This window comes from Kribbella caucasensis, from assembly GCF_004361855.1.
Lineage (GTDB): Bacteria > Actinomycetota > Actinomycetes > Propionibacteriales > Kribbellaceae > Kribbella > Kribbella caucasensis.
Genome location: NZ_SNWQ01000016.1, coordinates 20,002 through 45,990, shown reverse-complemented (window position 1 = coordinate 45,990; position 25,989 = coordinate 20,002). Strand labels below are relative to the sequence as shown.

The 25,989-nt window shown below is 67.6% G+C and carries 25 protein-coding genes and 3 pseudogenes; 22 read left to right on the top strand and 6 right to left on the bottom strand.

Features of this window, described 5'->3' with window-relative positions; all coding sequences use genetic code 11:
- Positions 1–87 precede the first annotated feature (87 nt).
- The 7 genes from EV643_RS28935 (at position 88) to EV643_RS28905 (ending at position 9,310) form a co-directional block, all read left to right on the top strand.
- Positions 88–2,673 carry an AMP-binding protein gene (locus tag EV643_RS28935; protein WP_133803328.1) on the top strand — a complete coding sequence of 862 codons (2,586 nt, stop codon included), beginning with the start codon at positions 88–90 and terminating at the stop codon, positions 2,671–2,673.
- Positions 2,652–3,680: an iron ABC transporter substrate-binding protein gene (locus EV643_RS28930; protein ID WP_133803327.1), complete on the top strand. Its 1,029-nt coding sequence runs from the start codon at positions 2,652–2,654 to the stop codon at positions 3,678–3,680. Before EV643_RS28935 ends, EV643_RS28930 begins: the two co-directional genes overlap by 22 nt.
- Entirely contained in the window at positions 3,664–5,259 is a 1,596-nt protein-coding gene (locus EV643_RS28925; protein WP_133803326.1) for an ABC transporter permease, read from the top strand. The genes EV643_RS28930 and EV643_RS28925 overlap by 17 nt, the downstream gene beginning before the upstream one ends.
- Positions 5,256–6,311, top strand: a complete 1,056-nt coding sequence (locus EV643_RS28920) for an ABC transporter ATP-binding protein (RefSeq protein WP_133803325.1) — start codon at positions 5,256–5,258, stop codon at positions 6,309–6,311. Before EV643_RS28925 ends, EV643_RS28920 begins: the two co-directional genes overlap by 4 nt.
- 9 nt (positions 6,312–6,320) lie before the next feature.
- Positions 6,321–6,719: an ArsR/SmtB family transcription factor gene (locus EV643_RS28915; RefSeq protein WP_133803324.1), complete on the top strand. Its 399-nt coding sequence runs from the start codon at positions 6,321–6,323 to the stop codon at positions 6,717–6,719.
- Positions 6,716–7,489 (top strand): cation diffusion facilitator family transporter, encoded by a 774-nt coding sequence (locus EV643_RS28910; protein WP_370452398.1) that lies wholly within the window; start codon positions 6,716–6,718, stop codon positions 7,487–7,489. The genes EV643_RS28915 and EV643_RS28910 overlap by 4 nt, the downstream gene beginning before the upstream one ends.
- A gap of 204 nt (positions 7,490–7,693) precedes the next feature.
- Entirely contained in the window at positions 7,694–9,310 is a 1,617-nt protein-coding gene (locus EV643_RS28905; protein WP_133803323.1) for an alkaline phosphatase D family protein, read from the top strand.
- 24 nt (positions 9,311–9,334) lie between these two features.
- On the opposite strand, the gene EV643_RS28900 is transcribed toward EV643_RS28905, so the two are convergent.
- Positions 9,335–9,748: a VOC family protein gene (locus tag EV643_RS28900; protein ID WP_133803322.1), complete on the bottom strand. Its 414-nt coding sequence runs from the start codon at positions 9,746–9,748 to the stop codon at positions 9,335–9,337.
- A gap of 48 nt (positions 9,749–9,796) precedes the next feature.
- Positions 9,797–10,228, bottom strand: coding sequence for a helix-turn-helix transcriptional regulator (locus tag EV643_RS28895; RefSeq protein WP_133803321.1), 432 nt, complete (start codon positions 10,226–10,228; stop codon positions 9,797–9,799).
- Positions 10,229–10,519: 291 nt separating this feature from the next.
- Between EV643_RS28895 and EV643_RS45970 the strand changes: the two genes are divergently transcribed.
- The 5 genes from EV643_RS45970 (at position 10,520) to EV643_RS28875 (ending at position 14,651) form a co-directional block, all read left to right on the top strand.
- Positions 10,520–11,197 carry a globin domain-containing protein gene (locus EV643_RS45970; protein WP_238165870.1) on the top strand — a complete coding sequence of 226 codons (678 nt, stop codon included), beginning with the start codon at positions 10,520–10,522 and terminating at the stop codon, positions 11,195–11,197.
- On the top strand, positions 11,194–11,820 hold the full coding sequence (locus tag EV643_RS45965) for a ferredoxin reductase domain-containing protein (RefSeq protein ID WP_238165869.1): 627 nt from the start codon (positions 11,194–11,196) through the stop codon (positions 11,818–11,820). Before EV643_RS45970 ends, EV643_RS45965 begins: the two co-directional genes overlap by 4 nt.
- Positions 11,768–12,325 carry a DivIVA domain-containing protein gene (locus tag EV643_RS47015; protein WP_166665619.1) on the top strand — a complete coding sequence of 186 codons (558 nt, stop codon included), beginning with the start codon at positions 11,768–11,770 and terminating at the stop codon, positions 12,323–12,325. Before EV643_RS45965 ends, EV643_RS47015 begins: the two co-directional genes overlap by 53 nt.
- A gap of 56 nt (positions 12,326–12,381) precedes the next feature.
- Complete coding sequence (locus EV643_RS28880; protein ID WP_238165866.1) at positions 12,382–13,824, top strand: nitric oxide synthase oxygenase; 1,443 nt, start codon at positions 12,382–12,384, stop codon at positions 13,822–13,824.
- Between the two features lie 302 nt (positions 13,825–14,126).
- Positions 14,127–14,651, top strand: a complete 525-nt coding sequence (locus tag EV643_RS28875; protein WP_133803319.1) for a DinB family protein — start codon at positions 14,127–14,129, stop codon at positions 14,649–14,651.
- Between the two features lie 63 nt (positions 14,652–14,714).
- On the opposite strand, the gene EV643_RS28870 is transcribed toward EV643_RS28875, so the two are convergent.
- Positions 14,715–15,530, bottom strand: coding sequence for a sulfite exporter TauE/SafE family protein (locus tag EV643_RS28870; protein WP_133803318.1), 816 nt, complete (start codon positions 15,528–15,530; stop codon positions 14,715–14,717).
- A gap of 19 nt (positions 15,531–15,549) precedes the next feature.
- Positions 15,550–15,888, bottom strand: a complete 339-nt coding sequence (locus EV643_RS28865) for an ArsR/SmtB family transcription factor (RefSeq protein WP_133803317.1) — start codon at positions 15,886–15,888, stop codon at positions 15,550–15,552.
- Between the two features lie 85 nt (positions 15,889–15,973).
- Between EV643_RS28865 and EV643_RS47180 the strand changes: the two genes are divergently transcribed.
- The 4 genes and pseudogenes from EV643_RS47180 to EV643_RS45940 all read left to right on the top strand — a co-directional run bounded on the left by EV643_RS47180 (position 15,974) and on the right by EV643_RS45940 (position 16,993).
- Entirely contained in the window at positions 15,974–16,159 is a 186-nt protein-coding gene (locus EV643_RS47180) for an NAD(P)-binding protein (protein ID WP_255513049.1), read from the top strand.
- Positions 16,160–16,187: 28 nt separating this feature from the next.
- Positions 16,188–16,307 (top strand): annotated as a pseudogene (locus tag EV643_RS45950) (hypothetical protein); the annotation flags it as partial.
- Positions 16,249–16,443, top strand: a pseudogene (locus EV643_RS47010) (hypothetical protein); the annotation flags it as partial. The pseudogenes EV643_RS45950 and EV643_RS47010, both read left to right, overlap by 59 nt.
- A 121-nt stretch (positions 16,444–16,564) precedes the next feature.
- A complete protein-coding gene (locus EV643_RS45940; RefSeq protein WP_238165891.1) occupies positions 16,565–16,993 on the top strand; it encodes an NAD(P)/FAD-dependent oxidoreductase in 429 nt (142 codons plus the stop codon).
- On the opposite strand, the gene EV643_RS28855 is transcribed toward EV643_RS45940, so the two are convergent.
- Positions 16,977–17,285, bottom strand: a complete 309-nt coding sequence (locus tag EV643_RS28855) for an ArsR/SmtB family transcription factor (protein ID WP_238165865.1) — start codon at positions 17,283–17,285, stop codon at positions 16,977–16,979. The two genes, EV643_RS45940 and EV643_RS28855, sit on opposite strands and share 17 nt — an antisense overlap.
- 217 nt (positions 17,286–17,502) lie before the next feature.
- Positions 17,503–19,556 (bottom strand): annotated as a pseudogene (locus tag EV643_RS28850) (PhoX family protein).
- 357 nt (positions 19,557–19,913) lie between these two features.
- On the opposite strand from EV643_RS28850, the gene EV643_RS28845 reads away from it, so the two are divergent.
- The 6 genes from EV643_RS28845 (at position 19,914) to EV643_RS28820 (ending at position 25,969) form a co-directional block, all read left to right on the top strand.
- A complete protein-coding gene (locus EV643_RS28845) occupies positions 19,914–20,882 on the top strand; it encodes a PstS family phosphate ABC transporter substrate-binding protein (protein ID WP_133803316.1) in 969 nt (322 codons plus the stop codon).
- A gap of 2 nt (positions 20,883–20,884) precedes the next feature.
- A complete protein-coding gene (gene pstC / locus EV643_RS28840) occupies positions 20,885–21,874 on the top strand; it encodes a phosphate ABC transporter permease subunit PstC (protein ID WP_133803315.1) in 990 nt (329 codons plus the stop codon).
- On the top strand, positions 21,874–22,770 hold the full coding sequence (pstA, locus tag EV643_RS28835; RefSeq protein WP_133803314.1) for a phosphate ABC transporter permease PstA: 897 nt from the start codon (positions 21,874–21,876) through the stop codon (positions 22,768–22,770). Before pstC ends, pstA begins: the two co-directional genes overlap by 1 nt.
- Positions 22,771–22,796: 26 nt before the next feature.
- Complete coding sequence (gene pstB / locus EV643_RS28830) at positions 22,797–23,696, top strand: phosphate ABC transporter ATP-binding protein PstB (RefSeq protein WP_166665618.1); 900 nt, start codon at positions 22,797–22,799, stop codon at positions 23,694–23,696.
- Positions 23,697–23,701: 5 nt separating this feature from the next.
- Entirely contained in the window at positions 23,702–24,532 is an 831-nt protein-coding gene (locus tag EV643_RS28825) for a response regulator transcription factor (RefSeq protein ID WP_133803313.1), read from the top strand.
- 81 nt (positions 24,533–24,613) lie between these two features.
- The gene (locus EV643_RS28820) at positions 24,614–25,969 is read left to right on the top strand and encodes an FAD-dependent oxidoreductase (protein WP_133803312.1); all 1,356 of its coding nucleotides are present in this window, start codon (positions 24,614–24,616) and stop codon (positions 25,967–25,969) included.
- Positions 25,970–25,989: the final 20 nt, after the last annotated feature.

The window sequence follows — 25,989 nt, the reverse complement described above, 5'->3', positions numbered from 1 at the left end:
CGACGATGTCAAATCCACTGTGTACACAGCGATTCCGGCCACCGGCTGCGACTGGACCCCCACAAGGACTTAGGTTAGCCTCACCATGTGCTTCCGCCTTACATCAGGCGGGCTTCTGCCGCGGTCCTGGTGTCCGGCACGGCCGATGCCCACTGTCCCGCTCTCATCGACGCGATCGGCCCGCTCAGCTACGGAGCGCTTGCCGAACGGGTCGACGCGCTCGCCGCCACGTTGCCCGACGTCGACGCCGGGCGACGACTTGTGCACGTTCCGCTCGCCGCTCGGCGCGACCTGGTGCTCGCCTACCTCGCTGTGCTGCAGGCTGGGCACGTCGCGTTGGTCACACCGTCCGAGCACACGTCGATCACAACCGCCTATTCACCGGACCTGCGGCTCCGCGAGGACGGCACTTTCGACGGACCTGGCCGCACTGAGCCGCGGCACCTGCTGCACCACGACCTCGCGCTCCTGCTCAGCACCTCCGGCAGCACAGGGTCACCCAAGCTGGTTCGGCTCAGCCACACGAACCTGACCAGCAACGCGGATGCCATCATTGCGGCGCTGTCGATCACTCCGGCGGATCGGGCGGTCACCTCGCTGCCGCTGCACTACTGCTTCGGTCTGTCCGTCCTGCACGCGCAACTCCGGGCCGGCGCGACCACCGTGCTGTGGCCCGGCTCGGTCACCGAGCCGGCCTTCGGTTCCGAGATACGCCGGAACCACGTCACCCTGCTGCCCGCCACGCCGCACGTGGCGGATCTTCTCGACGTACAAGGTGTGCTGGACGACCTGCCGTCGTTGCGGCTGCTCGCCCAGGCGGGCGGCGCGCTGCCGTCGGCACGAGTCAGTGAGCTGGCCGCGCGCGGCCGCGCGAACGGCTGGGACCTGGCAGTGATGTACGGCCAGACCGAGGCGACCGCGCGGATGGCGGTCCTACCACCGGAGCTGGCCGACCTCTACCCCGATGCGGTGGGGTGGCCGATCGCCGGCTCGGCCTTCCGGCTCGACACCGCTGGCATCGACCAGCCCGTCGGCCCTGATCCGGTCGGGGAACTGGTTTTCAGCGGCCCTGGCGTGATGCTCGGGTACGCCGAACACGCCGACGACCTGGCACTCGGCCGGATGCACGCCGAACTGCGCACCGGCGATCTGGCCAGGATCGACGGCGATGGTCTGGTCCGGATTGTCGGGCGGCGGTCCGACCACGTGAAGATCATGGGGATCCGGATCGATCTCGGGCAGGTCGAGCGGGTCCTGCGTGACAACGGTGTCGTGTGCTGTGTCACCGGAACCGACGAGCAGTTGCAGATCACCTACCAGCGCTGCGGACGGCAGGCAGGAGCGGTCCGCGACCAGGCGGCATCGGCCGCCGGCCTAGGCGTGTCCGTGGTCTCTGTCCGCGACCTCGACGAACTCCCGGTGCTGCCCAACGGCAAGACCGACCGCCGAGCCTGCGCCGCCCTTCACACGACGGACGCGATCGACGATGCCGGCGAAGCGACCGACTCGCTCGCGGCGGTGACGAGCGTGCTTGCGCCGCTGGTCGGCCACGCCTCGATCGACCCGGACCGGTCGTTCGCCGAGCTCGGCGGCGATTCGTTCAATCACGTCGCGGCCTCCCTCAAGCTGACCCGGCTGCTCGGAACTCTGCCGCCCGACTGGCACCATCGGCCGGTGCGCGAACTGGTCGCGCTGTCTCCCGGTCGCCAGGCGCGGCGGTCGCTGATCCAGCGGGTCGAGACGACCGTGGTTCTGCGGGGCGTGGCCGTGCTCACGATCTGCGGCAGTCACGTCGGACTGTTCCGGCTGGCCGGCGGAGCCCACATCCTGCTCGCGGCCGGCGGTTTCCTCTTCGCCAGGTACGTGCTCGCTGCCTCGGAAACGGCCGACCGGGTACGGCGTACCACGCGGGCCGCGATCACCATCGCCGTACCGGCCATGATCGTGGCCGCCGTGATGGTGTTCGGGTTCCGATCGATCCACTGGTCGAACCTGGCCTTGGTGCACTGGCTGGTGCGACCGCAGGACATCAACATCTTCTGGTTCGTCGAAGCCCTGCTGATGGTGTCCGTACTCACCACCGCTGTGCTGGCGGTGCCGCGGATGCGAGCGGCGTACTCCTTGGACCCATGGCGTACGGCGATGGTGGCGCTGGCCGTACTGCTGGTGCCGCGCTACCTGGTGCCTGCGTTGTTCGACGGCCCGGTGCGGGGTCTGCCCGGCACGGTGGCCTGGCTGTTCGTCGCCGGAATCGCGATGGCCGTCGCCGGCACTCGGCGACGCAGCGCGGTCACGGCAGTTGTCGCTGCCGTCGCGACAATCGGCTTCTTCCCCGACGGGGAGCGCAACCTCATCATCCTGTGCGGACTCGCGGTGCTGGCGTTGCTGCCCGCCGCACCGATCCCGGGCTTGCTCGTCCGGCCGCTCGGCGTACTGGCCGCCGCCTCGTTGCATATCTACCTGGTGCAGTTCCAGGTGCTCTCCCTCTTCGACGACCCGATTGTCGAGTTCGCCGTCGCGCTCGTCGCCGGCGTCGTGTTCTGCGCCGCCAGCACCTTCGTGCTGCGCTGGTTGCCGTTGCCGGATCCGACCGGTGGCTCCCCGATCCGTCGTCGCGCCACGACGATGCACCCTGCGAGAAAGGATCGACCATGCGTCGACGCACGTTCCTGACCGGCCTCGGGGCACTGGGCACGATGGGCCTGGTGGGGTGCGGGTCATCCAAGTCCGACGGCGAGTACGTCGCGGATCCCGGCTCGCTGCAGGTGTACTCCGCACAGCACGAGAACCTGACCAAGGCGTGGGTGGAGGCGTTCACCGCCGCGACCGGGATCAAGGTGCAGATCCGCAAGGGGAACGACGCTTCGATGGGTCACCAGATCGTGGCCGAAGGCTCTGCGTCACCCGCTGACGTGTTCCTGACCGAGAACAGCCCGGCGATGACCCTGGTCGAGCGAAACAAGCTGCTCGCGCCGCTCGAGGAGGAAACCCGGCGCCAGGTGCCGGCCAACCTGACCCCGTCGTCGAAGGCCTGGACTGCGATCGCCGCCCGGTCCACGGTACTGGTCTACAACCCGTCCAAGCTCCCCAAGGCCGACCTGCCGAAGTCGCTGATGGACCTCGCGGCACCGGAGTGGAAGGACCGCTGGGGCTGCGCGCCCGGTGGTGCGGACTTCCAGGCCATCGTGGCCGGCATGCTCGCCGGTCAGGGCGAGCAGAAGACGAAGGACTGGCTGGGCGGGCTGAAGACCAACGCCCGGGCGCTGCAGAACAACATCGCCACCATGAAGTCGGTCAACGCCGGCGAGCTCCCGTGCGGCGTGATCTATCACTACTACTGGTACCGCGACCAGGCCGGCACCAAGGAAGGCAGCGGCAACACCGCGCTGCACTACTTCCGCAACCAGGACCCAGGCGCGTTCGTATCGCTGTCCGGCGGGGCGGTGCTGGCCGGGTCGAAGAAACCCGCCGAGGCGCGCAAGTTCCTGGCGTACGTGACCAGCAAGGCCGGCCAGCAGGTGCTCGTCGATTCCCAGTCGATGGAGTACGCGGTCGGTACCGGAGTCACCTCCACGCCCGCGCTGCCACCGCTCAACACCCTGCAGGCGCCGCCGGTCGATCCGTTCACGCTGAACTCCGACAAAGTCACCACACTGATGACCGATGCCGGCATCCTCTGACCTTCGCGTCGACGCGGTCATCCGGTACGACGAACCGACGGCCGCAGTGCCCGTGGTCAGGTCGACCCGGACGCCCTGGTACGTCATGCTGGCCGCGATCCTGCTCGCCGCTCTGGTAGTGGCTCCGGTGCTCGTCGTCTTCGGCCAGGCCACATCGGCAGGTTCTGCCGAGGCGTCACGGCTGCTGTTCCGGCCGAGAACCGCCGAACTGCTCCGCAACACCCTGCTGCTGGTGGCGCTCACCGTCCCTGTAACCGTGCTGCTCGGGTGCGGCGCCGCCTGGTTGGTGGAGCGGACGACACTGCCAGGCCCCGGCATCTGGCGCACCCTGCTGCTGACCCCTCTCGCCATCCCCGCGTTCGTCAGCAGCTACGCCTGGACTTCGATGCTGCCATCGGTCCAGGGACTCGGAGGCGCGGTCTTCGTCACCGCGCTGGCGTACTACCCGTTCGTCTTCCTCCCGGTTGCCGCACTGCTCCGGGCGCTCGACCAGGGTCACCTCGACGCCGCACGGTCACTCGGTCTGACAGGGCTGGGTGCGATGCTGCGGGTCGTCGTGCCACTGCAGCGGCCTGCGGTCGCCGGGGGTGCGCTCCTGGTAGCACTCCACCTGCTCGCGGAGTTCGGCGTGCTGCAGATGATGCAGTACCCGACGTTCACGACGGCGATCCTGCAGCAGTTCGCGGTCGGGTTCAGCAACGCCGCCGGCAGCCTGCTCGCCGCCGTACTCGTCGTGCTGTGCCTTGGCTTCCTGGTCGTCGAGGTGCCGCTGCGTGGCCACGCCCGGATCGCCCGCCTGGGCCCCGGATCCGGGCAGCGGCCGGTGGCCCATCGGCTCGGGGCGTGGACGGTGCCGGCGCTCGCCGCGCTCGCCGCACTGGTCGGGCTGGCAGTCATGGTCCCCGCGGCGATCGTGGTGCGCTGGCTGGCGCGGGCGATCAGCAGCGGTGCGGTGGAGGCCGGGCCGTTGCTCGCGGCAACTGGTTCGAGCATCGGACTTTCGGTGCTGGCCGGACTGGCGGCGACCCTCGCCGCGCTGCCCGGCGCCTGGTTGCTGCATCGGTACCCGTCCCGGCTGGCGGCCGTCCTCGAGCGGGTGACCTACGTCGCGAGTGCCCTGCCCGGCGTGGTGATCGGGTTGGCCCTCGTGACCCTCGCCGTCCAGTGGGCGCGGCCTGTGTACCAGACCGCTGCGCTCGCGGTGACGGCGTACACCGTGCTGTTCCTGCCGCGGGCCATGGTTGCATGGCGATCCGGCCTGGCCGCCGCGCCGACCGAGCTGATCGAGGCCTCACGTTCGCTCGGAGTGTCCGGCTTGGGTACCTTCGCTCGCGTGGTTCTCCCACTCGTCCTGCCGTCGGCGCTGACCGGATTCGTGCTGGTCTTCCTCGCCACCGTCACCGAGCTCACAGCGACCCTTCTGCTCGCCCCGACCGGCACAGAGACGCTGGCGACCGCGTTCTGGTCGGCCAGCGACGAACTCGATTACGTCGCGAGTGCGCCGTACGCAGCGGCAATGATCGCCCTGTCCGCGCCGCTTACCCTGCTGCTACGCCGGCAGATCCTGGACCAGCGATGACCAGCCGCGGCATCGTGATCAGCGACCTCACGGTCGGGTACGACGGCCCGCCGGTGCTCGACCAGGTCAGCCTGCAGGTGAGCTCGGGTGGCACTGTCGCCGTACTCGGCCCCTCCGGCAGCGGCAAGACCACGCTGCTGCGGGCGCTGGCCGGATTCGTCCGGCCGGCGCAGGGCCGGATCGAGGTGGACGGCAAGGTCCTCACCGGTGGTCCGGTGTTGGTCGCGCCGGAGCGGCGCGGGATCGGCTACGTCCGGCAGGACGGCGCGCTGTTCCCGCATCTCGACGTCACCGGCAATATCCTGTTCGGTCTCCCCCGGGCCGAACGCCGCCGAGCGACTCAGGTCGGCCCCCTGCTCGAACTCGTCGGACTCTCCCCGAGCCTGGCGCGGCGCCGGCCCGACCAGTTGTCCGGCGGCCAGCAGCAGCGGGTCGCGCTGGCCCGGGCGCTGGCCCGCGAGCCTGCGGTGGTACTGCTCGACGAACCGTTCTCGTCCCTCGACACCGCGCTGCGCGCCGCCACCCGCGAAGCGACGCTGACCGCCCTCACCCAACGCGGCGCCACCACCGTGCTGGTGACCCACGACCAGGCCGAGGCGCTCTCGTTCGCCGACAGGATAGCGGTGATCTTCGACGGCCGGATCGCACAGATCGGCAGCCCCGCTGAGGTGTACGACGCCCCGGCCACACCCGAGGTGGGCAGCTTCCTCGGCGACACGATGCTGCTGGCCGGGCAGGCCGCGGGCGGCATCGTCGACTGTGTCCTGGGCACCCTCGAGCTCGCCGAGCCGGCCACCGGGAAGGTGCTGGTGATGGTACGGCCCGAGCAAGTCGTACTCGGCGATCCATCCGGCCCAACGGCACACGTGGTATCGGTCGCCTACCAGGGTCCGGATGCCATGGTCCGGCTCAACCTGCCCAACACTGCCGCGCGTCTCATGGCGCGCGTCCCGGGTCGCCGCGCCCCCCAGCCAGGTGACGAGGTCGGTCTCGCGGTCCCCGATCCGGTCCGGTCCTTCCCGGACTCCCCAATCCTCCCGATTTCTGGATAACATCGCTATATGGCGATGAAATCACCGGGACTCACTCTTGAACCAGCGGTCGACGAGACGGCGGCGTTGTCGGTTGCAGCGTGCCTGTTCCACGGCTTCAGCGACGCCTCACGGCTCGCGATCGTTCGCCACCTGGCGCTGGGCGAGCATCGTGTGGTCGATCTGACCGAGCATCTCGGCTTGGCCCAGTCGACGGTGTCCAAGCACCTGGCCTGCCTGCGCGACTGCGGCCTGGTCGAGTCCCGCCCACTGGGGCGAGCGTCACTCTTCCGGCTCACCCATCCCGAGGCGACACTCGACCTGCTGTCGTCGGCCGAGCGACTGCTCGGCCTGACCGGTGACGCGGTCGCCCTCTGCCCCGTCTACGGCCAAGCCGCGACCCAGCGCACCAGCGAGGATCAGCCGTGAGTACCCACCCCCGCGACTCGCGACCGACCGACCAGTTGCTGCAGATCACAACCACGCCGCCGGCCGCGACCAGCCCGAGCACGTGGACCGCAGACCCGGACCTGCGCCTGCGGATGAGCCGCCGCGCACAACTGCTCGCGGCCGCGTCGGTGACCTACAACGTGCTCGAAGCAATCATCGCCATCGCTGCAGGTGTCGCCGCCGGATCCGTCGCACTCGTCGGGTTCGGTCTCGACTCGGTCGTCGAAGTCTCCAGCGGCCTGATCATCTTGTGGCAGTTCCGCCACCGACTGCCCGAGACCCGCGAACGGCAGGCGCTCCGGCTGCTCGCATTCTCCTTTTTCGCGCTCGCCGCCTACGTCACCTTCGAGTCGATCCGAACCCTGATCGCCGGCGCCGACCCGGACACGTCCGCTGTCGGGATCGGACTGGCGATCGCATCGCTGATCGTCATGCCGTTCCTCTCCTGGGCCCAACGACGTACCGGTAAAGCGCTTGGCTCCAACGCCGTCGTCGCCGACTCCACCCAGACCCTCCTCTGCACCTACCTGTCCGCCGTCCTGCTGATCGGACTGCTGCTCAACGCCACCCTCGGCTGGGGCTGGGCCGACCCGATCGCCGGCCTCATCATCGCCGCTGTGGCGGTCCGCGAAGGCCTCGAAGCATGGCGCGGGGAGGGTTGCTGCTCACCGATCGCCAGCGCCACAGGGCAGGCCGCCGGCGGCTGCAGTTGCGCTGGCGGTAGCTGCACCGACGGCTGCTGCGACTGACAAAGGGGCACCGACCATTGCTGCCCTTGCGCTGACCTTGTACAGATCCGCACACCGGGTCTGGCCAAGCAGCGGACCTTAGGCACCGGGCACTAGTCCGCTGTCGTCATTGTTCAGCTGCACGACGCGCATCTGATATTGACGCGAGCCGACATCGCCGGGAGGTTGTTGATCGAACGACTGGCGTGCCATCGAGGAAGGGTCATGATGAGCGAACGAGCGATGCCGGCCTCGATCGGACGGCGAACGCTGCTGGGTGCTGCTGGTGCCGCGGTCGTCGCCGGTGGGGTCGTCGATGTACGGCGGGCGCATGCGAGCCCGATTCGCAGCGACCCCTTCGGCCTGGGTGTGGCCAGTGGCGACCCGCTGTCAGACCGGGTGATCCTGTGGACCCGGCTGGTGCGCGACCCGGCGGACAGCAGTCCGCTGCCTGACCGCCCGGTACAGATTGGATGGCAGATAGCCACTGACCCACGCTTCAGGCACGTCGTCCGAGCCGGATCGGCGACGGCACGCCCGAACCTGGCCCACTCGGTGCATGTGGATGCCGCCGGGCTGCAGCCGGGTCGGGACTACTTCTACAGGTTCCGTGCCGGTCGCTTCGTCAGCCCGGCCGGACACACCCGGACCGCGCCGGCACCAGGCAGTGTCGCAGGGCGTCTGCGCTTCGCGGTCGCCAACTGCCAGGACTGGCAGAACGGCTACTTCGGGGCGTACCGGGACATCGCCGCGTCGGACCTCGACCTGGTGCTGCACGTCGGCGACTACATCTACGAGTACGACCCGCGGTCTACGGCGGTACGGCAGCACAACCCGTCGTCCGGAACTGCTGTCGCCGCTGACCAGCTGATCACGCTCGCCGACTACCGCAACCGGCACACGCTGTACAAGTCCGACCCTGCGTTGCAGGCGGCCCACGCAGCACTGCCCTTCATCTCGACCTGGGACGACCACGAGACCGAGAACAACTACGCGGCTCTCACCGACGAACAAGACGATCTGCCGTTCCCACAGCGGTCGCAGACACCGGCGCAGTTCGCGGTTCAGCGGGCCGCGGCGTACCAGGCCTGGTACGAGCACACGCCGGTACGGACGTCGTACCGGCCGGGATCGTCCGACCTGCGGATCTACCGCCGCTTCGACTTCGGCACGCTGTTGCGGCTGAACGTCCTCGACACCCGGCAGTACCGCACCGATCAGCCCGGCGGTCTGCCCTCCGATTTCGGACCCCAGGTGCTCGGCGACACCAACGCGACGGGCACACTGACCGGTCCGGCGCAGGAAGAGTGGCTTCTGGACGGCCTGCGTACGTCGCCCGGCCTGTGGAATGTTCTCGGTCAGCAGGTCATGATGGCGCCGACCCGGTTCGTCACACCACCACCGGCGTCGGTGGTCAACCTCGACCAGTGGGACGGATACACCCCGCAGCGCCGTCGGCTGCTGGCCGCGATCGCCGCGAGCCGGGCCACCAACCCGGTGGTGATCGCCGGCGACATCCACTCGACCTGGATCAACGACCTGCGCCTCAATGTGGACGACCCGGCCTCACCGTTGGTGGCCAGCGAGTTCGTCTCGACGTCGATCACGTCGGACTTCCCGGCGGCGCTCGTGCCGGTCGTCGAGCAGTCCAACGCCGCCTTCAACCCGTGGGTGCGCTACTTCAACGGCCGCACCCACGGCTGGCTGCGGATGGACGTCGACCGCACCAGGTGGCTGACCGAGGAGCGCTCGGTCTCCTCGATCACCATCCCCGACGCCCCGTCGTCAACCACCGCCCGCTGGGCCGTGGAAGCCGGCAAACCCGGCGTGGTCCCGGCCTGACCAGGGCCTCCGGCTGCGGTCGCGCTAACCGAGCTGAACGATGCGGATCTGGTTCCCCGACGGGTCGCGGAACGAGGCATCAGTGCCGTACGGCTGCTCGGTGAGCTCCTCGGTGAACTCGACGCCCCGCTCCACGAGCTCCTTGTGGGTGGCGCGGACATCGTCGGTGGTCAGGAAGAGGTTCCCGGTGAAGCCCTTCGCCATCAGGTCGCGCACCTCGTCGGCGGTCTCGGCGTCCATCACCGGCGCGCCGGGGATCGCCATCAGCGCGATCGCGACGTCGGGCTGACCGACCGGCCCGACGGCGAGCCAGCGGAAGTTGCCCATCTCAGCGACAGTCACGTCGGAACGCGCCTCCATGCCGAGCTTGCGGGTGTAGAAGTCGAGCGCCGCGTCCTGGTCGTGCACCCAAAACTGCACGCTGCTGATCTTCATCATGGGGAGTTCTCCGAGGTCAGTGGTGTACTTTGACGCGCTCAACGCTAGTCAGGAAGGCAGCGCGGCGTCTTCTCGAAACGTCCGGTTTCGCGGGCGCCCGTACACGCGCAGCACGCACGCCGGAATCATCGCGTATGTCGCGGCGGGCGGGAACGTGGCGCGGTACGCAGTCGGCGACCTGCCGTACGTGCGGGTGAAGCTGGTGGTGAACGAGCCGACGCTGTGCAGCCCCAGGGACACGCAGATGTCGGCGACCGTACGGTCGGTGGTGCGCAGCAGAGCCGCGGCGCGCTCCAGGCGGCGGGTGAGCAGGTACGCGTGCGGGGACTCGCCGAACGCTCGCCGGAACTCCTGGCTGAAGTGCGCGCGCGACAGCCCGGCGGCGCCGGCGAGGTCGGCCACGGTCAGCGCCTCGAAGTACCGCGCGTCGGCCAGATCCTTGGCGCGCAGCAGATGCCGAGCAGGTGGTACGCCGCTCATGCCGCCCAGTATCGCCTGCGTGCCCGCTGTCTGCCTCAGTTCTTTGGTTTCTCCCTGGTGAGCCCCGCCGAGATTTTCGAGACGATTGAGTCCGATACCGGTTTCAACCCGCTGGCCCGAGGGTAGGTCCGGAGGACTGGAAAGACTCGGGGACTGGATTCGGGAGGGGAACCCTTGTCAACGCAGTACCCGTCGGCTCGAGCCGCCGACGACCCGGAGTACATGGTGCCCAGTGATGGCCTGTCCGTTTCCCTCGAGGAGCTGCCTCTCCGAGCCGGATAGCCAAGCCCGATGGATGCACACGCCCTGCAACGCAGCTGGGACCAGGTCACGGAGCACGGAGATCAGGTACCGCTGTACTTCTACTCACACATCTTCGTGTCTCATCCCGAGGTGCGGTCGATGTTCCCGCTCTCCATGTCGAACCAGCGGGACAAGTTCGTCAGCGCACTCGGCCGGATCGTCAGCCACGCCGACCAGATCGAGAACGACGCGGCCTTCCTGCAGCACCTCGGCCGCGACCACCGCAAGTACGCCGTCGTTGCGGAGCACTACAACGCGGTCGGCGCCTCGCTGTGCGCAACCCTGATGCACTTCCTGGGGTCCGAGTGGGACGAGGAGCTCGCCGCGCACTGGACGGCGGCCTACCAGGTGGTCGCGCGGATCATGGTCGAGGCGGCGGAGACGTCGTCGGAGTCCAGCCCTGACTGGTGGGACGCCGACGTGGTCTCTGCCGAGCGGCGGACCATGGACCTCACCCTGCTGACTGTCCGGCCCAGGCGCGCGTTCCAGTTCCTTCCCGGCCAGTCGGTGTCCATGGAGATCCCGCAACGCCCCCGGCTGTGGCGATACTTCAGCCCGGCCAACGCCCCGCGCCCGGACGGCACCGTCGATCTGCACGTGCAACAGATCGACGGTGGCCAGGTCAGCCCGACCGTGGTGCGGTCCCTGAAGGCCGGCGACACGTGAAGCTGGGGGCGCCGGTCGGCGAGCGGCTGACCCGGCGGGAGGGCGAGGCCAGGGATTTGCTGTTGGTCGCCGGAGGGACCGGTCTCGCTCCGCTCCTCGCCGTCCTCGAGCAGATCGACCACGAGTGGCAACGGTCGGGCACCGGACCTCTGGTCCATCTGCTCCACGGCGTCCGGATGCCCTGGCACCTCTACGACCGCCCCCGGCTGCGAGAACTCGCCCAGAAGCGGCCATGGTTCGACTACACGGAGGTCGTGTCCGACGACCCGTCCTATCCCGGGACGCGCGGCAAGGTCGGCACGGTCGCAGCCCGGCAGCTGCTGTTCGGGCGCACGGCGATGGTGTGCGGCGGCCCGCAGATGGTCGCGCACACGTTGGAGCAGCTGGCCGCGGCCGGCATGCACCCCGAGCACATCAAGTACGAGCACTTCTACTACGCAGCCGCAGGCGAACACACCATCGAGCCACCGCTACCAGGTCAGGAGACAACAAGTGACGAACAACAATCACCGCCACAACTCTCCGCATCAGACACCCCGGTCGATCCGGGACCAGACGTTCCAGCGCCGGATGCGTGGCCTCGACGCGGGCAAGGTCTACGGATACCTCGATCTGCTAGCTGACCAGGTACAGGCCACGGAGAGAGAGCTCAGCGAGAGCCGGGCCAGGAACGAACGTCTCCAGGCCGAGCTGCAGCGTGGGCGGGCCGAGCTGCAGCGCGTACAGGCGGAGCTCGACCAGTATGAGCAGGCCGGCGACCGCGTGAACGAACAGGTCGTCCAGATGTTCAGCCAAGCACAGCTCGTGGTCGAGGAGATGGTCCAGGACGTCAGCCGGGACGCCCGCGAGCGCATCGGGCAGGCGCGCGCACACGAGCGCAGGATTGTCGCGGAGGCCATGGACACCGCTGGGCAGCAGGTTCGTTCGTACGCCAAGACGGCCCAGGCGCAGATGCAGTCGATCGTGGACTCGTTCGGTGCCGAGGTGGACCAGCTCGCGCCCACGCCTCTGTCCGGCGAGTCGGGTTCCGCGGCGCCCCACCAGAACGACCCCTTGTTCGACAACTCCGGCGACTGGCCGACCCGTTTCCGGAACGGAAGCGGTCCTGACTCTCCGGGCTCGGATTGACCCGGCTTGTGGTGCTCCCGCTCGCAGTCGTCGGCGCGGTGGAACTTGGTTGGAACATGCCGACCAGCCGCCCGGCCGTCGTCGTACTGAGCCTGGCAATCCTCTTCCTGACCATTCGGATCTGCGCCCGCCAGCTCGTTGCGGTCCACGCCGGAGAACAACTGCTCCAGATCGGCGACAGGCCGTGGCGCAAGATCCCACGGACCGGCCGGCGGGCGTCCCCAGGACCCGGGAGGATCCGGGCGAGGCCCGACCACCCGGTGCGGCCCGACAGCCCGGTGAGCCGACCCGACCAACCGGTGCGGCCCGACCAACCGATGCGGCCCGACCACCCGGTGAGCCGACCCGATCCCGAACGACGTCCCACGAGCGCCGACATCGAGCTGGTACGGGCCGAGGCCAAGGAGTTCCTCGAGCTCTTTCATGCCGAGAACCCCCAGGCCGGGTGGATGGGGCCGCGGATCGCCGCGGTGATGCGCGAGATCGACCTGACCGGAACCTACTGGCACACCCCTGAGGAGCTGGCCTTCGGCGCCCGTGTCGCCTGGCGCAACAACGCACGGTGTATCGGACGGCTGTATTGGCGCAGCCTGCAGGTGCGGGACCTGAGGACCGTCTCCGACGCCGGCGGCGTCGCCGGGCACTGCTTCGACCATCTGCGTGTGGCTCACAACGGCGGGAAGATCCGGCCGATGATCAGCGTGTTCGCTCCCGAGACTCCGACCCGGCCTGCCCCCAGGATCTGGAACGAACAACTCATCCGGTACGCCGGGTACGAGCAGCCGGACGGACGTGTCCTCGGGGACCCCCGCTACCGGACTTTCACCAGCGGACTCATCCGGCGCGGGTGGCGGCCGCCCGAACTCCCTGGATCCTTCGACGTTCTCCCACTCGTCGTGGAGACCGTCGAGGAGGGACCGCGGATGTTCCAGCTCCCCGGACATGCGGTCCACGAGGTCCCCCTCGAGCACCCCGAGCTGGCGTGGTTCGCCGACTTGGGCATGCGGTGGCACGCGGTCCCGGTGATCAGCAACAACCGGCTGGTCATCGGCGGCGTCTCCTACCCGACCGCACCCTTCAACGGTTGGTACATGGGCACGGAGATCGGGGCCCGCAACTTGGGCGACAGCGACCGCTACGCCCTGGTCCCGGAGGTTGCGGAGCGGATGGGGCTCGATACCTCGGACGAGGCAACCCTGTGGCGAGACCGGGCCCTGGTCGAGATCAACCGTGCGGTACTGCACTCGTTCCATGTGAACGGCGTGAGCATCACCGACCATCACACCGAGTCCCGCAGGTTCCTCATCCACCTGGAGCGTGAGGAGCGGGCAGGTCGCCGTTGTCCTGCCGACTGGACCTGGATCGTGCCGCCGATGTCCGGCTCGCAGACCCCGGTCTTCCACCGCTACTACGAAGCCGAGAACCTGGTGCCGAACTTCGTCGCCGACGACGACGCCACCCGCCGAGCCCTCCACGGCGGTCCCCCCGCCTTCCCCTGAACCATCGGCCTGCGGGAATGTCAGCGGATACGCATGCCCGAGATAGCGCGGGAGATCACCAATCGCTGGATTTCGGAGGTGCCTTCGAAGATGGTGTAGATCTCTTCGGTGCTGAGAGCAGGCATGGAGACAAGAATCCGAATGTGCCTCTGACCTGCGGTTTTGTCTCTCATCGATTGTCGTTGGTGATCAGCCTCTGCCGACGTCTCACGGAGCAGTGACGGAGCAGATCACCTGTCGCGCCGCGAGCTCCTCGGCCGCACGTAGTGGCGCGGGACGCCGGGATGCGCGGACCATGGAGCATGGACAGGAGTCTGGTGCACGAGGAGCTGGAGCGAGTGCGACGGGACTTCCATCGGCTTGTCGAGACCGCTGACCCGGAGGACCTGCGCAGGCTGTCGAACGGAACACGGTGGAGCAATCGGGAACTGCTGTTCCACATGCTGCTCGGGTACCTCATCATGCGCGCACTGTTGGGGTTGGTGCGGCTGTTCGACAGGCTTCCTCGGGGAGTGAGCCGGGGATATGCGCGGCTGCTCAACGCGGGAACCAAACCCTTCGATGCGGTGAACTTCCTCGGCTCGTACGCCGCCGGGCACACAGTGAGCCCGGATCGAATGGTGGTCATGTTCGACCACGTGATCGCCAAGCTGCACAGGCGATTGGATGCCGAGAGCGAGGCGGATCTATCACGTGGGATGCACTACCCGACCCGATGGGATCCGTTCTTCAACGACTACATGACATTGGCCGACGTCTACCGGTTTCCTACGCAGCATTTCGACTTTCATCGAGGCCAGCTCACGTTGGACGATCCCGCGGGCTGACGTCAGCCGCAGGTCGGCATGATTATCCGCGCGGCGGACATGATCGCACCTGCTGGGATCCGGTCACTGGTGGCGCCAGACCTTCAAGGCGGACACCAAAAGGAGCGTTACCAGCAGTGGGACTATCACCGAACCCGGGACGATCCCGAGCAGTAGCCCGCCCAGCACAGTGCCAACGACGGACCCGACTGTCATCGTCAACACGAAACCTCTGTTGTCGCGCAGGACCTGAAAGCTCGCGTCCTGGGAATAGCGGGCGAAGGCGACCAGCATGGTGGGAAGCGACACTGCCAGTGACAGACTGCCTGCGAGCTTGATGTCCAGGCCGTAGAGCAACACGATCGTCGGGATCAGCAACTCACCGCCGGCCACACCCATCAAGGCCGCCACTATGCCGATCAGCACTCCGGCGACCAGCCCGGCTACCATCTGAACCGCCGACGGGAGTTCCAGCGTTCCGACCGGACCGAGGTGTGTCGCTGTCAGCGCTGCCGCGATCAGCACCAGCAAGGCCGCTAGGACCTTGTAAAGGGTTGCCGACCGCATCCTGGTTGCCCAGGTCGCACCCGCCCAGGCGCCGACGAGGCTTCCTGCCAACAGGTTCACCACCACATCCCAATGCGAGGCGACTTCGGAGAAGGGGACCGCCAGCAGCCGAGCAGGTAGCGCGGTGAGCACAACGATCAGGCTCATCGCCTTGTTCACGATCACGGCCTGCAGGGCGACGAACCCGAACACCGCGATCAACAGCGGCAGCCGGAACTCCGCACCACCGAGCCCGATCATGCCGCCGAGCAGTCCTATCGCAGCGCCAGCGGTGAACGCCAAGGGCAGGGATCGAACCGCGCCGCCCGCTGCTCTCGCTTCACCTTCGAACAAAGTCTGACCGTACCGCGGGTTAGCAGCAGTTCTTGAGGTAGGTCTGGAGGTCGGTCAGAGCGGCGGAGGTGCCGTCTTTGTCGGCTCGGTAGAGGACTGTTTTGCCTTCGCGGCGGGAGGTTACGACGCCGCCGCGGCGGAGCAGGTCGAGTTGCTGCGAGGCGGTGGACTGGCCGATGCCGGCTTGATCGGCGACCTCGTTGACCGAAAGTTCGGCGCCGCGGGCGAAGAGGAGCATGATGCGCTGCCTGGTCGGGCTCGACAGGGCCTTCAGGAAGTCGTGGGTGGCGGCGCGGAGTTCGACCGGCTCCGCGGGGGCGCAGGCAGGCGCAGCCTGGGGATCTACTTGTTGCGCCATGCCTTCAGAGTAGCCAATATCGTCGTTTCGTCATATCGGGATATTAGGATATGTTGCCGCCACGACTCTTACCTCTGACTCCGTTGTGGTCATCGGCGGTGGGCAGTCCGGGCTCGCCGGGGCCTTCGCGGTCCGCGACGCGGGGATGCGGCCGGTGCTGCTGGAAGCCGGCGATCGCACCGTCGGATCCTGGCCGGACTACTACGACAGCCTGACCCCTCTTCTCGCCCGCCCGGTACAGCGGCTTTCCGGGCGCGCCGTTCCCCGGTGACCCGGATCGCTACCCGACGGGGGACGAGGTGGTCGCCTATCTCGAGAAACTCGCGTTGGGTGTCGACGCCGAGATCCACACCAACACCCGTGCGACCTCAGTCGAGACTTCGGGCCGCGGCTTCGTCGTACGCACCAGCACCGGGACGGACTTCCAGGCCGCCGGTGTCATCTGCGCCAGCGGGTCGTTCACCAACCCGCACAAACCCGGGCGACTTCAGCGGGCAACTCCTGCACGTTGCGGACTACCGCAGCCCCGAGCAGTACGCCGGGCAGCGGGTCGTTGTGGTCGGCGCGGGCAACTCCGCGATTCAGGTCGGCCACGAGCTCGCCGAGATCGCCAGGGTGACCTCTCGCGGTACGACGACCTGTCCAGTTCGTGCCCCAAGTTCGTGGTGGCCGGGACATGCACTATTGGCTACACACACTGCGACTGGATCTCCTGCCGCCGTCGGTGTTGAGCAAGCTCATCCGCGGCACCCTCGTCTTCGACACCGGCATTTGCAGCAACGCGCTGAAATCGGGTCTGCTCGACGAGCGGCCGATGTTCACCCGGTTCGACGGCGACCAGGTCGTCTGGACAGACGGTACCCAGGAGCACGTGGACAGTGTCATCCTGGCCACCGGCTATCGCCCCAACCTGCCGTATCTCGAGGGTCTCGGCGCGCTCGACGCCACCGGTATGCCGCTGCACAGGCGTGGCATCTCGCTCACGCATCCGGGCCTGGCCTACCTCGGAGTCGAGTTCCAACGGTCCTTCTCGTCGAACACGCTGCGTGGAGTGTCGCGCGACGCCCAGTACGTCGCTCGAGCGCTCGCTAGCGCAAGAAGGTAGGGCCGGGCAGGAGAGCGCGAAGGGTTTGCAGTTGCTCCGGCACGATCGAGTACCAGGACCAGAGGCCCCGCTTCTCGCGAGCCAGGATGCCAGCCGTGACGAGGATTTTCAGGTGGTGACTGATGGTCGGCTGGCTGAGCTCGAGCGGCTCGGTCAGATCGAGCACACAGGCTTCACCATCCCTGCTCGACTCGATCATCGCGAGGAGCTGCAGGCGGGTCGGATCTGACAGCGCCTTCAGGATGACGGCCAAGCGCTCGGCCTCGTCGCGATCGATCGCTACGCCGGCCACCTGGTGAGCGTTGTCATTGCCGGGCGCGTCGACTCTCACGGCGTCAGGACCAATGCTCACCCCTGCAGTCTAGTTCGCTGCCGGCGCAGGAGGCGGACCGATGCCGGGTTTGTTCACGCAACGGACATTGGATGACCCGCAGACCGGCCGCCCCGAAGTGTCCGCGGCGGGCGGCCGGTCCGGTGTCAAGCGCCGCTCAGGCGCCCGGCATGGTTACTCAAGCGCCGATCTCGCCGCCGTCGGGGCGCCAGGTGACGATCACCGCGGGCCGGGCGAAGTCGCCGTCCGGCCAGGTGCTGGCCGGGTTGTCCACCGATGCTCCCGTGATCTCGCCGGGGTGCTGCACAGACACGACGACCGAGCGATTGTCCGGTACGACGTACGCCGACGCCTGCTCGGCGCCACGCGGAACCGACAGGAACTGCTTCGCCTTACCCCGCTCGGGCCCCTCGATCGCAACCGCGAACAGACCGTCGTTGAAGCTGGTGCCGGCGTGATCCACCAGCGCGTTGCCGTCAGTGGAGATCCACAGGTTGCCGTGCGCATCGAAGTCGAGGTTGTCCGGGCACGAGATCGGCGACACCTTCGTCTTGTCGTAGCCGGCGAAGTACGTCGACGGGTCGGCAGGGTCACCGCAGACGATCGGGAGCGACCAGGTGAACGTCTCGCTCGCGTGGTTCCCGCCATCCTCGACGATTTCGAAGATCTGGCCGTGCTTGTTGCTCTTGAGTGGGTTGGCCTCGTCCGGCGCGGGCAGTCCCGCGGCGCCACGGTTGCTGTTGTTCGTCAGAGCGACGTACACCTTGCCGGTCAGCTTGCTGACCTCGATGTCCTCGGGCCGGTCCATCTTGGTCGCGCCGGCCTGTCCGCCGCGAGCCGCGTGTGCACGAGCACCTCGTCGATCGCCATCCCGGCGACGAGCGACTTGCCGCCCCGGGTCAGCGGGATCCAGGTCCCGGTCCCGTTGAACGCGCCGTCGCTCGGCAGCTTGCCGGTTCCGTCGATCTCCCCGGCGCTGGTGAAGCCGAGCTTGGCGACGTACAGGCTGCCCGATTCCAGCAGGCGACGATTGCTCTCGCGATCGGCCTTCGAGTTCCCCGTGCGGAGCTTCCGGTCGGAGACGAACTTGTACATGTAGTCGAACCGCTCGTCGTCACCCATGTACGCGACCACCTGGCCGGACTTCGCCACCACGACGGCGGCTCCCTCGTGCTTGAAGCGGCCGAGCGCCGTGTGCTTCCGCGGCGTCGAGTCCGCGTCATACGGGTCGACCTCCATGATCCAGCCGAACCGGTTAGGCTCCTGCGGGTTCTTGGAGACGTCGAAGCGCGCGTCCGCCTTGTCCCAGTAGCGGCTGCCCGACGGGTAGCGCTTGCTCACATCGATCCCGTAGCGGGCGAGTGCCGGCTTGGCGCCCGCCGGTGCGCCGTCGCCGCCGACGAAGTACTGATTGAAGTTCTCCTCGCCCGACAGCACGGTCCCCCATGGCGTCAGTCCGCCTGAGCAGTTGTTCAGCGATCCCAGGACCCTTACACCGTGCGGATCCGCAGCCGTCCGCAACAACGGCGAGCCGGCAGCAGGCCCGGTGAACTCCATCGGCGTGTAGCCGGTCAAGCGTCGGTTGTAGTGGCGCCGACCGTGGGTCACGATGCGCCACTCCCCCGTACGGTCGACGCGCTCGACCTCGACCACGCTCATGCCGTGAGCGGCCAGGGCGATCCGCATCTGCTGCACCGTGGCCGTGGCTCCCCCTGCGTAGCCGCGGAACATCAGCTCTTCGTTGGTGTACTCGTGGTTCACCACCAGCAGGCCTCGGGTGAACTTCCGGTCGAGCGGAACCACGACGAGGAAGTCGTTGTTGTACCCGAACTGACCGGCCTGCGAAGCCGGGCTCTGGTTGTCGACGTCGAACGCGAGTGCGCCGGGGAGGATCGGGTCACCCCACCGGATCAGCACTTTCTCGTCGTACCCGTTCGGCACGATCACGGCGTCGAGCGTGTTCGGCGGGATCGCCTTGAAGGTCAGCCCAGCGCCGGTTGGGCCGCCTGCCAACGACGACGAGCCGGACGCAGCAGCGCCGCTGGACGGAGCTGCAGCGGCGGGTACAGCGCCGGTCGCGCCGGCGCCGATCACGAGCGCGCCGACGGCGCCCGCCTTGAAGATGCCGCGCCGCGACACCTCCGTCTTGACAGCATCACCGAAGTACTCGTTGCCGGATGTGTTCGGCGCCGGGTGCGCGCACGCGTTCCCGCACCGGTAGAGACAGGTCATCGAACTGCGGCCACCATGGCCGTCGGCCAGCGGCAACAGCCGGCGTGGCTCGTCAGCGAGCGTCATGCGTCCCCTCCTGGAGATCGAAGCAGTCGCGGTGACGCTAACAACTGCATAGGCGTTCATCTATGTAGTTGTCAGTGGCCAATCCGTGACCATTAGGTGAACGACCACCCACCGAGGCCGCCCGATCACGGATAGAACGGCATACATCGACATTCGTCTATGTAGAGCCCAGAGATCACCCTTCGTTCACCTTGCGTTTACATCGAACTTCTTCGATCTAGTTGTCGCGTGAACGCGTGACAGCTCGCGGTGTCCCGGGTCCACCGGGACCTAACTCAGGAGGGGTGCCCGGTGGTCATCCGCCCGGTCAAGCACTTGCGCTACGTCGCCGTCTCGACGGCTGCCCTGCTCGCCCTGTCGGCTTGCGGTGGGAACAACAACCAGAGTTCCGGGGACAGCGGCAGCGGCGAATCGCTGTCCGGCCAGGTGGTCGTCGACGGCTCGAGCACGGTCGAGCCGCTCACCGCGGCCGCGGGCGAGCTGTTCAAGGAGCAGGAGAAGGGCGTCGACGTCGCCGTCGGCACCTCCGGCACCGGTGGCGGGTTCAAGAAGTTCTGCGCCGGCGAGACCGACATCTCCGACGCCTCCCGGCCGATCAAGGACGAGGAGAAGGCGCTGTGCGACAAGAACGGCGTCAAGTACTCCGAGCTCCAGGTCGCCAACGACGCGCTCACCGTCGTGGTCAACAAGGACAACGACTGGGTCGACTGCCTGACCGTCGCCCAGCTGAAGACGATCTGGGAGCCGCGATCGAAGGTGAAGACCTGGAACCAGGTCGACCCGAAGTTCCCCAACGAGCCGCTTCCGCTGTACGGCGCCGGGTCGGACTCTGGCACCTTCGACTACTTCACCGCTGAGATCAACGGCAAGGAAGGCGAGAGCCGGACCGACTACAACCCGACCGAGGACGACAACATCACTGTCCAGGGTGTGTCCGGCGCCAAGGGCGCGCTCGGCTACTTCGGCTTCTCCTACTTCGAGGAGAACGCGGACAAGCTGAAGGCGGTCAAGATCGACGGTGGCAAGGGCTGCGTGGAGCCGTCGGTGGCCACCGCGCAAGACGGCAGCTACACGCCGCTGGCCCGCCCGCTGTTCATCTACCCCTCCGACAAGGGTCTGCAGAAGAAGCAGGTGCTCGGCTTCGTCGAGTTCTACCTGGAGAAGAACCAAGAGATCGTCGAGGCCGCCAAGTTCGTGCCGCTGACCGACGCCCAGAAGGCCACGGCGAAGACCGAGCTGGACAAGCTGAAGGCTCAGTGACCATGCCGGACACAACGGCAGCGACGGCGACGGGTGGCTCCTCCGCGAGGAGCCACCCGCCCGCCTGGCGCGGGCCTACTGTCGACCTGGGACAGCAACACCCCCGGCGCGGCGAGCGAGTCATCAAGATATTGCTGGTCGCGGCGGCCTGGCTGTCCGTCGCAGTCACCATCGGCATCGTGGTGTCGCTCCTCGCTCCGACGGTCACGTTCTTCACCCATGTCGGGCTCGGCGACTTCCTCTTCGGCACCGAGTGGACCGGAGGGTTCGGCGACAAGTTCAGCTGGACCGACAAGGCATGGGGCGTCCTGCCGCTCGTCGTGGCCACGGCGATCATCACCGTGATCGCGCTGGCCGTCGCCGTACCACTCGGACTAGGTGCCGCCATCTACCTCAGCGAGTACGCGTCCGAGCGGGTCCGCAAGGTACTCAAGCCAGTGCTCGAGGTACTGGCCGGCATCCCGACCGTGGTCTACGGCTTCCTGGCGCTGACGATCTTCACACCGATCTTCGCCCACCTGGTGCAGTTCAACACCATCCACAACATGCTCTCGCCGGGCATCGTGATGGGGTTCATGATCGTCCCGACCATCGCGTCGCTCGGTGAGGACGCCATGTCCGCCGTACCGCTCGCGCTGCGGCAAGGGTCGTACGCACTCGGAGCGAACCGGATGAAAACCACACTGCGGGTCGTCTTCCCGGCCGCACTGTCCGGCATCGTCGCGGCGATCGTGCTCGGCATCTCACGCGCGGTCGGCGAGACCATGATCGTCACCATCGCCGCCGGCAGCCGCGCCCAGCTGACCTTCGACCCACGCGAGGGCGCCCAGACCATGACCGGATTCATCGCCCAGATCGCCAGCGGGGACGCGCCGCAAGGCTCGCCGGTCTACTACTCGTTGTTCGCCGTCGGTGCGTTGCTGTTCGCGATCACGCTGCTGATCAACCTGGTCAGCATCCGCTTGGTGCGCAAGTACAGGCAGGTTTACTGATGACCACCGCAACGTTGCCCCGGGCAAACATGCTCACCCGTACGCGGAACCGTGACGGCATCACCTCGGCCGTGTTCGCGGCTGTGCTGTGGCTGTGCCTCGCGCTGATCTGCGTGTTCCTGTTCTTCATCCTCGCCGTCATCGTCCAGAAGGGCCTCGCCCGGCTCGACGCCAACCTCGTCACGAGGCAACCGTCCAAGATCCGCCCGGAGACCGCCGGCGTTCAATCCGCTCTCTTCGGCACTCTGTGGGTGGGTGGGATCACCGCACTCATCGCCCTACCACTCGGCGTCGCGGCCGCGGTCTACCTCGAGGAGTACGCGAACCCGGCCAAGTGGTGGAACCGCGCCATCGAACTCAACATCCAGAACCTCGCCGCCGTCCCAGCGGTCATCTACGGCATCCTCACGCTCGGGTTCGTCGTCCGCGGACCGGTGTCGATCGGCGCGGTCGTGATGGCCGGCGGCATCGCGCTGGCACTGCTGATCCTGCCGGTCATCATCATCACGACCAGGGAAGCGCTGCGGTCGGTCCCCCGCGAGATCCGCGACGGCTCGCTCGCCCTCGGCGCCACGATGTGGCAGACCACCTGGCGTCAAGTGCTGCCGGCCGCCGTACCAGGAATCGCGACCGGCACGATCCTCGCGATGTCCCGCGCGATCGGCGAAGCGGCCCCGTTGATCCTCGTCGGCGCCACCACGTTCGTCACCTTCAACCCGGACGGCGTGCTGTCGAAGTACACGACGTTGCCGGTGCAGATCTACAACCTCGTCCCGCAGGACCGCGACGCGTTCCGCGACCTCGCGTACGCCGCCATCCTGCTGCTCATCGTCGTCCTGCTGGCCATGAACGCCGTCGCGATCTGGCTGCGCAACCGCTACCAGCGTCGCTGGTGACCATGACCACCCCGGGAGACCCACCCATGACGAACGTCGAACCAGACCTCGACACCGTTCCCGAAACCGTCGGCGCCCCCGGTGCACCGCACGAGATCCACGTCGAACTCGGCGACCGCACCAACCACCGCGCCCCGTCGGCGGAACCCGACGGCGTGATCGAACTGCGCGACCTGGAGGTCTTCTACGACAAGTTCCGGGCCGTCTCCGGGGTGAACCTGGTGTTCGGCAGCAAGGAGATCACCGCGTTGATCGGCCCTTCCGGCTGCGGCAAGTCGACCGTTCTGCGCTGCCTGAACCGGATGAACGACCTCGTCCCTGGCGCGCACGTCATGGGTGACGTCCGGTTCCACGGAGTCGACATGTACGACGCGAGCGTCGACGTGATCGAGGTACGCCGCCGGATCGGCATGGTGTTCCAGAAGCCGAACCCGTTCCCCAAGTCGATCTACGACAACGTGGCCTACGGTCCACGCGTCACCGGCATGAAGCCCAAGAACATGGACGACGTGGTCGAGCAGGCGCTGCACGGCGCCGCCCTGTGGGACGAGGTCAAGGACAAGCTCAAGCAGAGCGCCTACGGCCTGTCCGGCGGACAGCAGCAGCGACTGTGCATCGCCCGCACGATCGCCACCAGCCCCGAAGTCATCCTCATGGACGAGCCGTGCTCGGCGCTGGACCCGATCGCGACGGCGAAGATCGAGGACCTGATGGTCGATCTGGCCAAGACCTACACGATCATCATCGTCACCCACAACATGCAGCAGGCTGCCCGGGTGTCATACCGTACGGCGTTCTTCACGGCCGCGGCCGACGAGCACGGGCAGCGCACCGGCCGGCTGGTCGAGTTCGACAGCACCAGCAAGATCTTCGGCAACCCGTCCGACAAGCGCACCGAGGCCTACATCACCGGCCGGTTCGGCTGATCGCCATGACCGCCCCGATGATGAACACCCGGGAGTCGCACAGCCAGCACGTCCGCACCCGACGCCGATCCGCTCATCCGGCGCACCGGAAGTTGCAGTTCCGCGTCTCGTTGCTGGTCGTCGATCATGGTGACGAGGTGGACGAGCTACTCGCAGCCGCGGTCGCGCAGCCGATGGAGGTCCACGTCTGCACCGATGCGGCGGAGGCACTTCTCCATGTCGGCAGGTTGTGTCCCGATGTCGTCCTGCTCGGTCCGTGCGGGGGCCGTCTGGACCCGATCGAGTTCCTCACCATCGTCCGCACCGACGACCCGCAGCAGCCGGTCATCGTCGGTGCGGACGTGGGCGGGAGCGAGTTCACCAGCCGGGCCAGCGATGCCGGCGCCAGCGCTGTCATCCCCCGCCCGTACCGGGTCCGCGAACTGCTCGCACTGATCAACTCCCTCGCGCCGGTGCCGAATCAGGTCGATCTGCGCCCGCTGGCGCTGGATCTCGGTCGGCTCCGGGTCGACGGCGCCGTTCCGCAGATGTGGCTCGACGGCCGCCAGATCGAGCTACCGCCGATGGAGTTCCTGCTGCTCCGCTTCTTCGCCGAGCGGCCCGGCGAACTCGTGACCCGTCAGGAAGTCCTCGATGCGGTGTGGGGCAAGGGCGTCGCCGTACGCAGCAACACGCTGAACGTGCACATCATGCGGCTCCGCAAACGACTTTCTGACGACGAGCGGAGCCCGCACTGGATCAAGGTGATTCGCGGACTCGGCTACCAGTTCAAGGTTCCACCAAGCCCTCGCGTGGCGGCCGAGGCACCGGCCGTCGACCAGAAGTTCGCCCAATGATGGCCTGCCGGGAAACCGCGCGACGCCGTGGTTTGCTTGCCTGAGGCAAACTCTGCTGCAGACGACGGGAGCTGGGGACCGATGCGGATTCTGATCGTGGGCGGGTCCGACGCGGGCATAAGCGCGGCACTGCGGGCCCGCGAATATGCCCCGGAGAGCACTGTGACGATGCTGGTCGCCGACGCCTATCCGAACTTCTCCATCTGCGGGATCCCCTACCACCTCTCCGGCGAGGTGCCGGACTGGCGCGATCTCGCCCACCGTACGACGGCCGAGATCGAAGCGACCGGAATCGACGTACGGATCAACCACACGGTCACCGCGATCAACCCGGCCACCAAGACCCTCACAGCCACCGCTCCAGACGGTCCGGTCGAGCTGACCTTCGACCGGTTGGTGATCGGCACCGGCGCCGAACCACTCCGGCCACCCATCGGTGGTCTCGACCGTCTCGGCCTGGCGGACGGCGTACATCTGCTCCATACCATGGACGAAGCTCGCCGGCTCGACGCGGACCTCGAGGAGCGCGGCGTACGGCGGGTCGTGATCATCGGAGCCGGCTACATCGGCATAGAGATGGCCGAGGCCCTCACCACCCGCGGCATCGGCGTCACCGTGCTGGAACGACTCGACAGCGTCCTTCCCCGCACACTCGACCACGAGCTCGCCTCGGAGATCACCGCCGAACTCCGTCAGCACGGCGTCGAGGTCAGGTGTGGGACGACCGTGACCGAGGTTCGGCGCGACGGTGGTGAGCTGAGTGTCGTCGCCGATGACGGCAAACGGAACGCCGACGTTGTCCTGGTGGTCAGTGGGGTCACCCCGGCGACTGAGCTGGCCGCGGCATCAGGCGTACAGGTGAACGACCACGGCGCGATCATCGTCGACCGGCAGATGCGCACCAACCTCCCGGACGTGTGGGCAGCCGGTGACTGCGTTCGCACGCACCACGCGCTGCTCACCGAACCGGCCTACGTTCCACTCGGCACCACGGCCCACAAGCAGGGACGGATCGCCGGTGAGAACGCGACCGGCGGCACCAAGGAGTTCGCGGGGATCGTGGGCACCCAGGTTGTCAGGGTCTTCGACTGCGTCGTCGCCGCGACCGGCCTCCGGGATCAGGAAGCGGCCGCGGCCGGCTACACCCCGCTGACCGTGCAAACCACCGCTGACGACCACAAGCGCTACTGTCCCGGCGCGACTCCGATCCACATCAGCCTCACCGGCGACCGCAACACCGGCGGGCTCCTCGGCGCGCAGCTCGTCGGCACCCACGGCGCCGAGATCGCCAAGCGAGTCGACACGTACGCCGTTGCCCTGCAGCACGGACTCACCGTCGAGCAACTGCTCGACCTCGACCTGGCCTATACACCGCCCCTGGGCAGCCCCTGGGACGCCATCCAGCTCGCCGCGCAGAACTGGCTAGCGGCGCGATAATTGATTCAGGCAGCGGAGGC

Bases quoted from the DNA above. Each gene is read 5' to 3' on its own strand.
- EV643_RS28930 (WP_133803327.1), top strand. From the start codon at position 2,652: ATGCGTCGACGCACGTTCCTGACCGGCCTCGGGGCACTGGGCACGATG.
- EV643_RS28925 (WP_133803326.1), top strand. From the start codon at position 3,664: ATGCCGGCATCCTCTGACCTTCGCGTCGACGCGGTCATCCGGTACGAC.
- EV643_RS28920 (WP_133803325.1), top strand. From the start codon at position 5,256: ATGACCAGCCGCGGCATCGTGATCAGCGACCTCACGGTCGGGTACGAC.
- EV643_RS28915 (WP_133803324.1), top strand. From the start codon at position 6,321: ATGGCGATGAAATCACCGGGACTCACTCTTGAACCAGCGGTCGACGAG.
- EV643_RS28905 (WP_133803323.1), top strand. From the start codon at position 7,694: ATGATGAGCGAACGAGCGATGCCGGCCTCGATCGGACGGCGAACGCTG.
- EV643_RS28900 (WP_133803322.1), bottom strand. From the start codon at position 9,748: ATGATGAAGATCAGCAGCGTGCAGTTTTGGGTGCACGACCAGGACGCG.
- EV643_RS28895 (WP_133803321.1), bottom strand. From the start codon at position 10,228: ATGAGCGGCGTACCACCTGCTCGGCATCTGCTGCGCGCCAAGGATCTG.
- EV643_RS45970 (WP_238165870.1), top strand. From the start codon at position 10,520: ATGGATGCACACGCCCTGCAACGCAGCTGGGACCAGGTCACGGAGCAC.
- EV643_RS47015 (WP_166665619.1), top strand. From the start codon at position 11,768: ATGCGTGGCCTCGACGCGGGCAAGGTCTACGGATACCTCGATCTGCTA.
- EV643_RS28880 (WP_238165866.1), top strand. From the start codon at position 12,382: ATGCCGACCAGCCGCCCGGCCGTCGTCGTACTGAGCCTGGCAATCCTC.
- EV643_RS28875 (WP_133803319.1), top strand. From the start codon at position 14,127: ATGGACAGGAGTCTGGTGCACGAGGAGCTGGAGCGAGTGCGACGGGAC.
- EV643_RS28865 (WP_133803317.1), bottom strand. From the start codon at position 15,888: ATGGCGCAACAAGTAGATCCCCAGGCTGCGCCTGCCTGCGCCCCCGCG.
- EV643_RS45940 (WP_238165891.1), top strand. From the start codon at position 16,565: ATGCACTATTGGCTACACACACTGCGACTGGATCTCCTGCCGCCGTCG.
- pstC (WP_133803315.1), top strand. From the start codon at position 20,885: ATGCCGGACACAACGGCAGCGACGGCGACGGGTGGCTCCTCCGCGAGG.
- pstA (WP_133803314.1), top strand. From the start codon at position 21,874: ATGACCACCGCAACGTTGCCCCGGGCAAACATGCTCACCCGTACGCGG.
- pstB (WP_166665618.1), top strand. From the start codon at position 22,797: ATGACGAACGTCGAACCAGACCTCGACACCGTTCCCGAAACCGTCGGC.
- EV643_RS28825 (WP_133803313.1), top strand. From the start codon at position 23,702: ATGACCGCCCCGATGATGAACACCCGGGAGTCGCACAGCCAGCACGTC.
- EV643_RS28820 (WP_133803312.1), top strand. From the start codon at position 24,614: ATGCGGATTCTGATCGTGGGCGGGTCCGACGCGGGCATAAGCGCGGCA.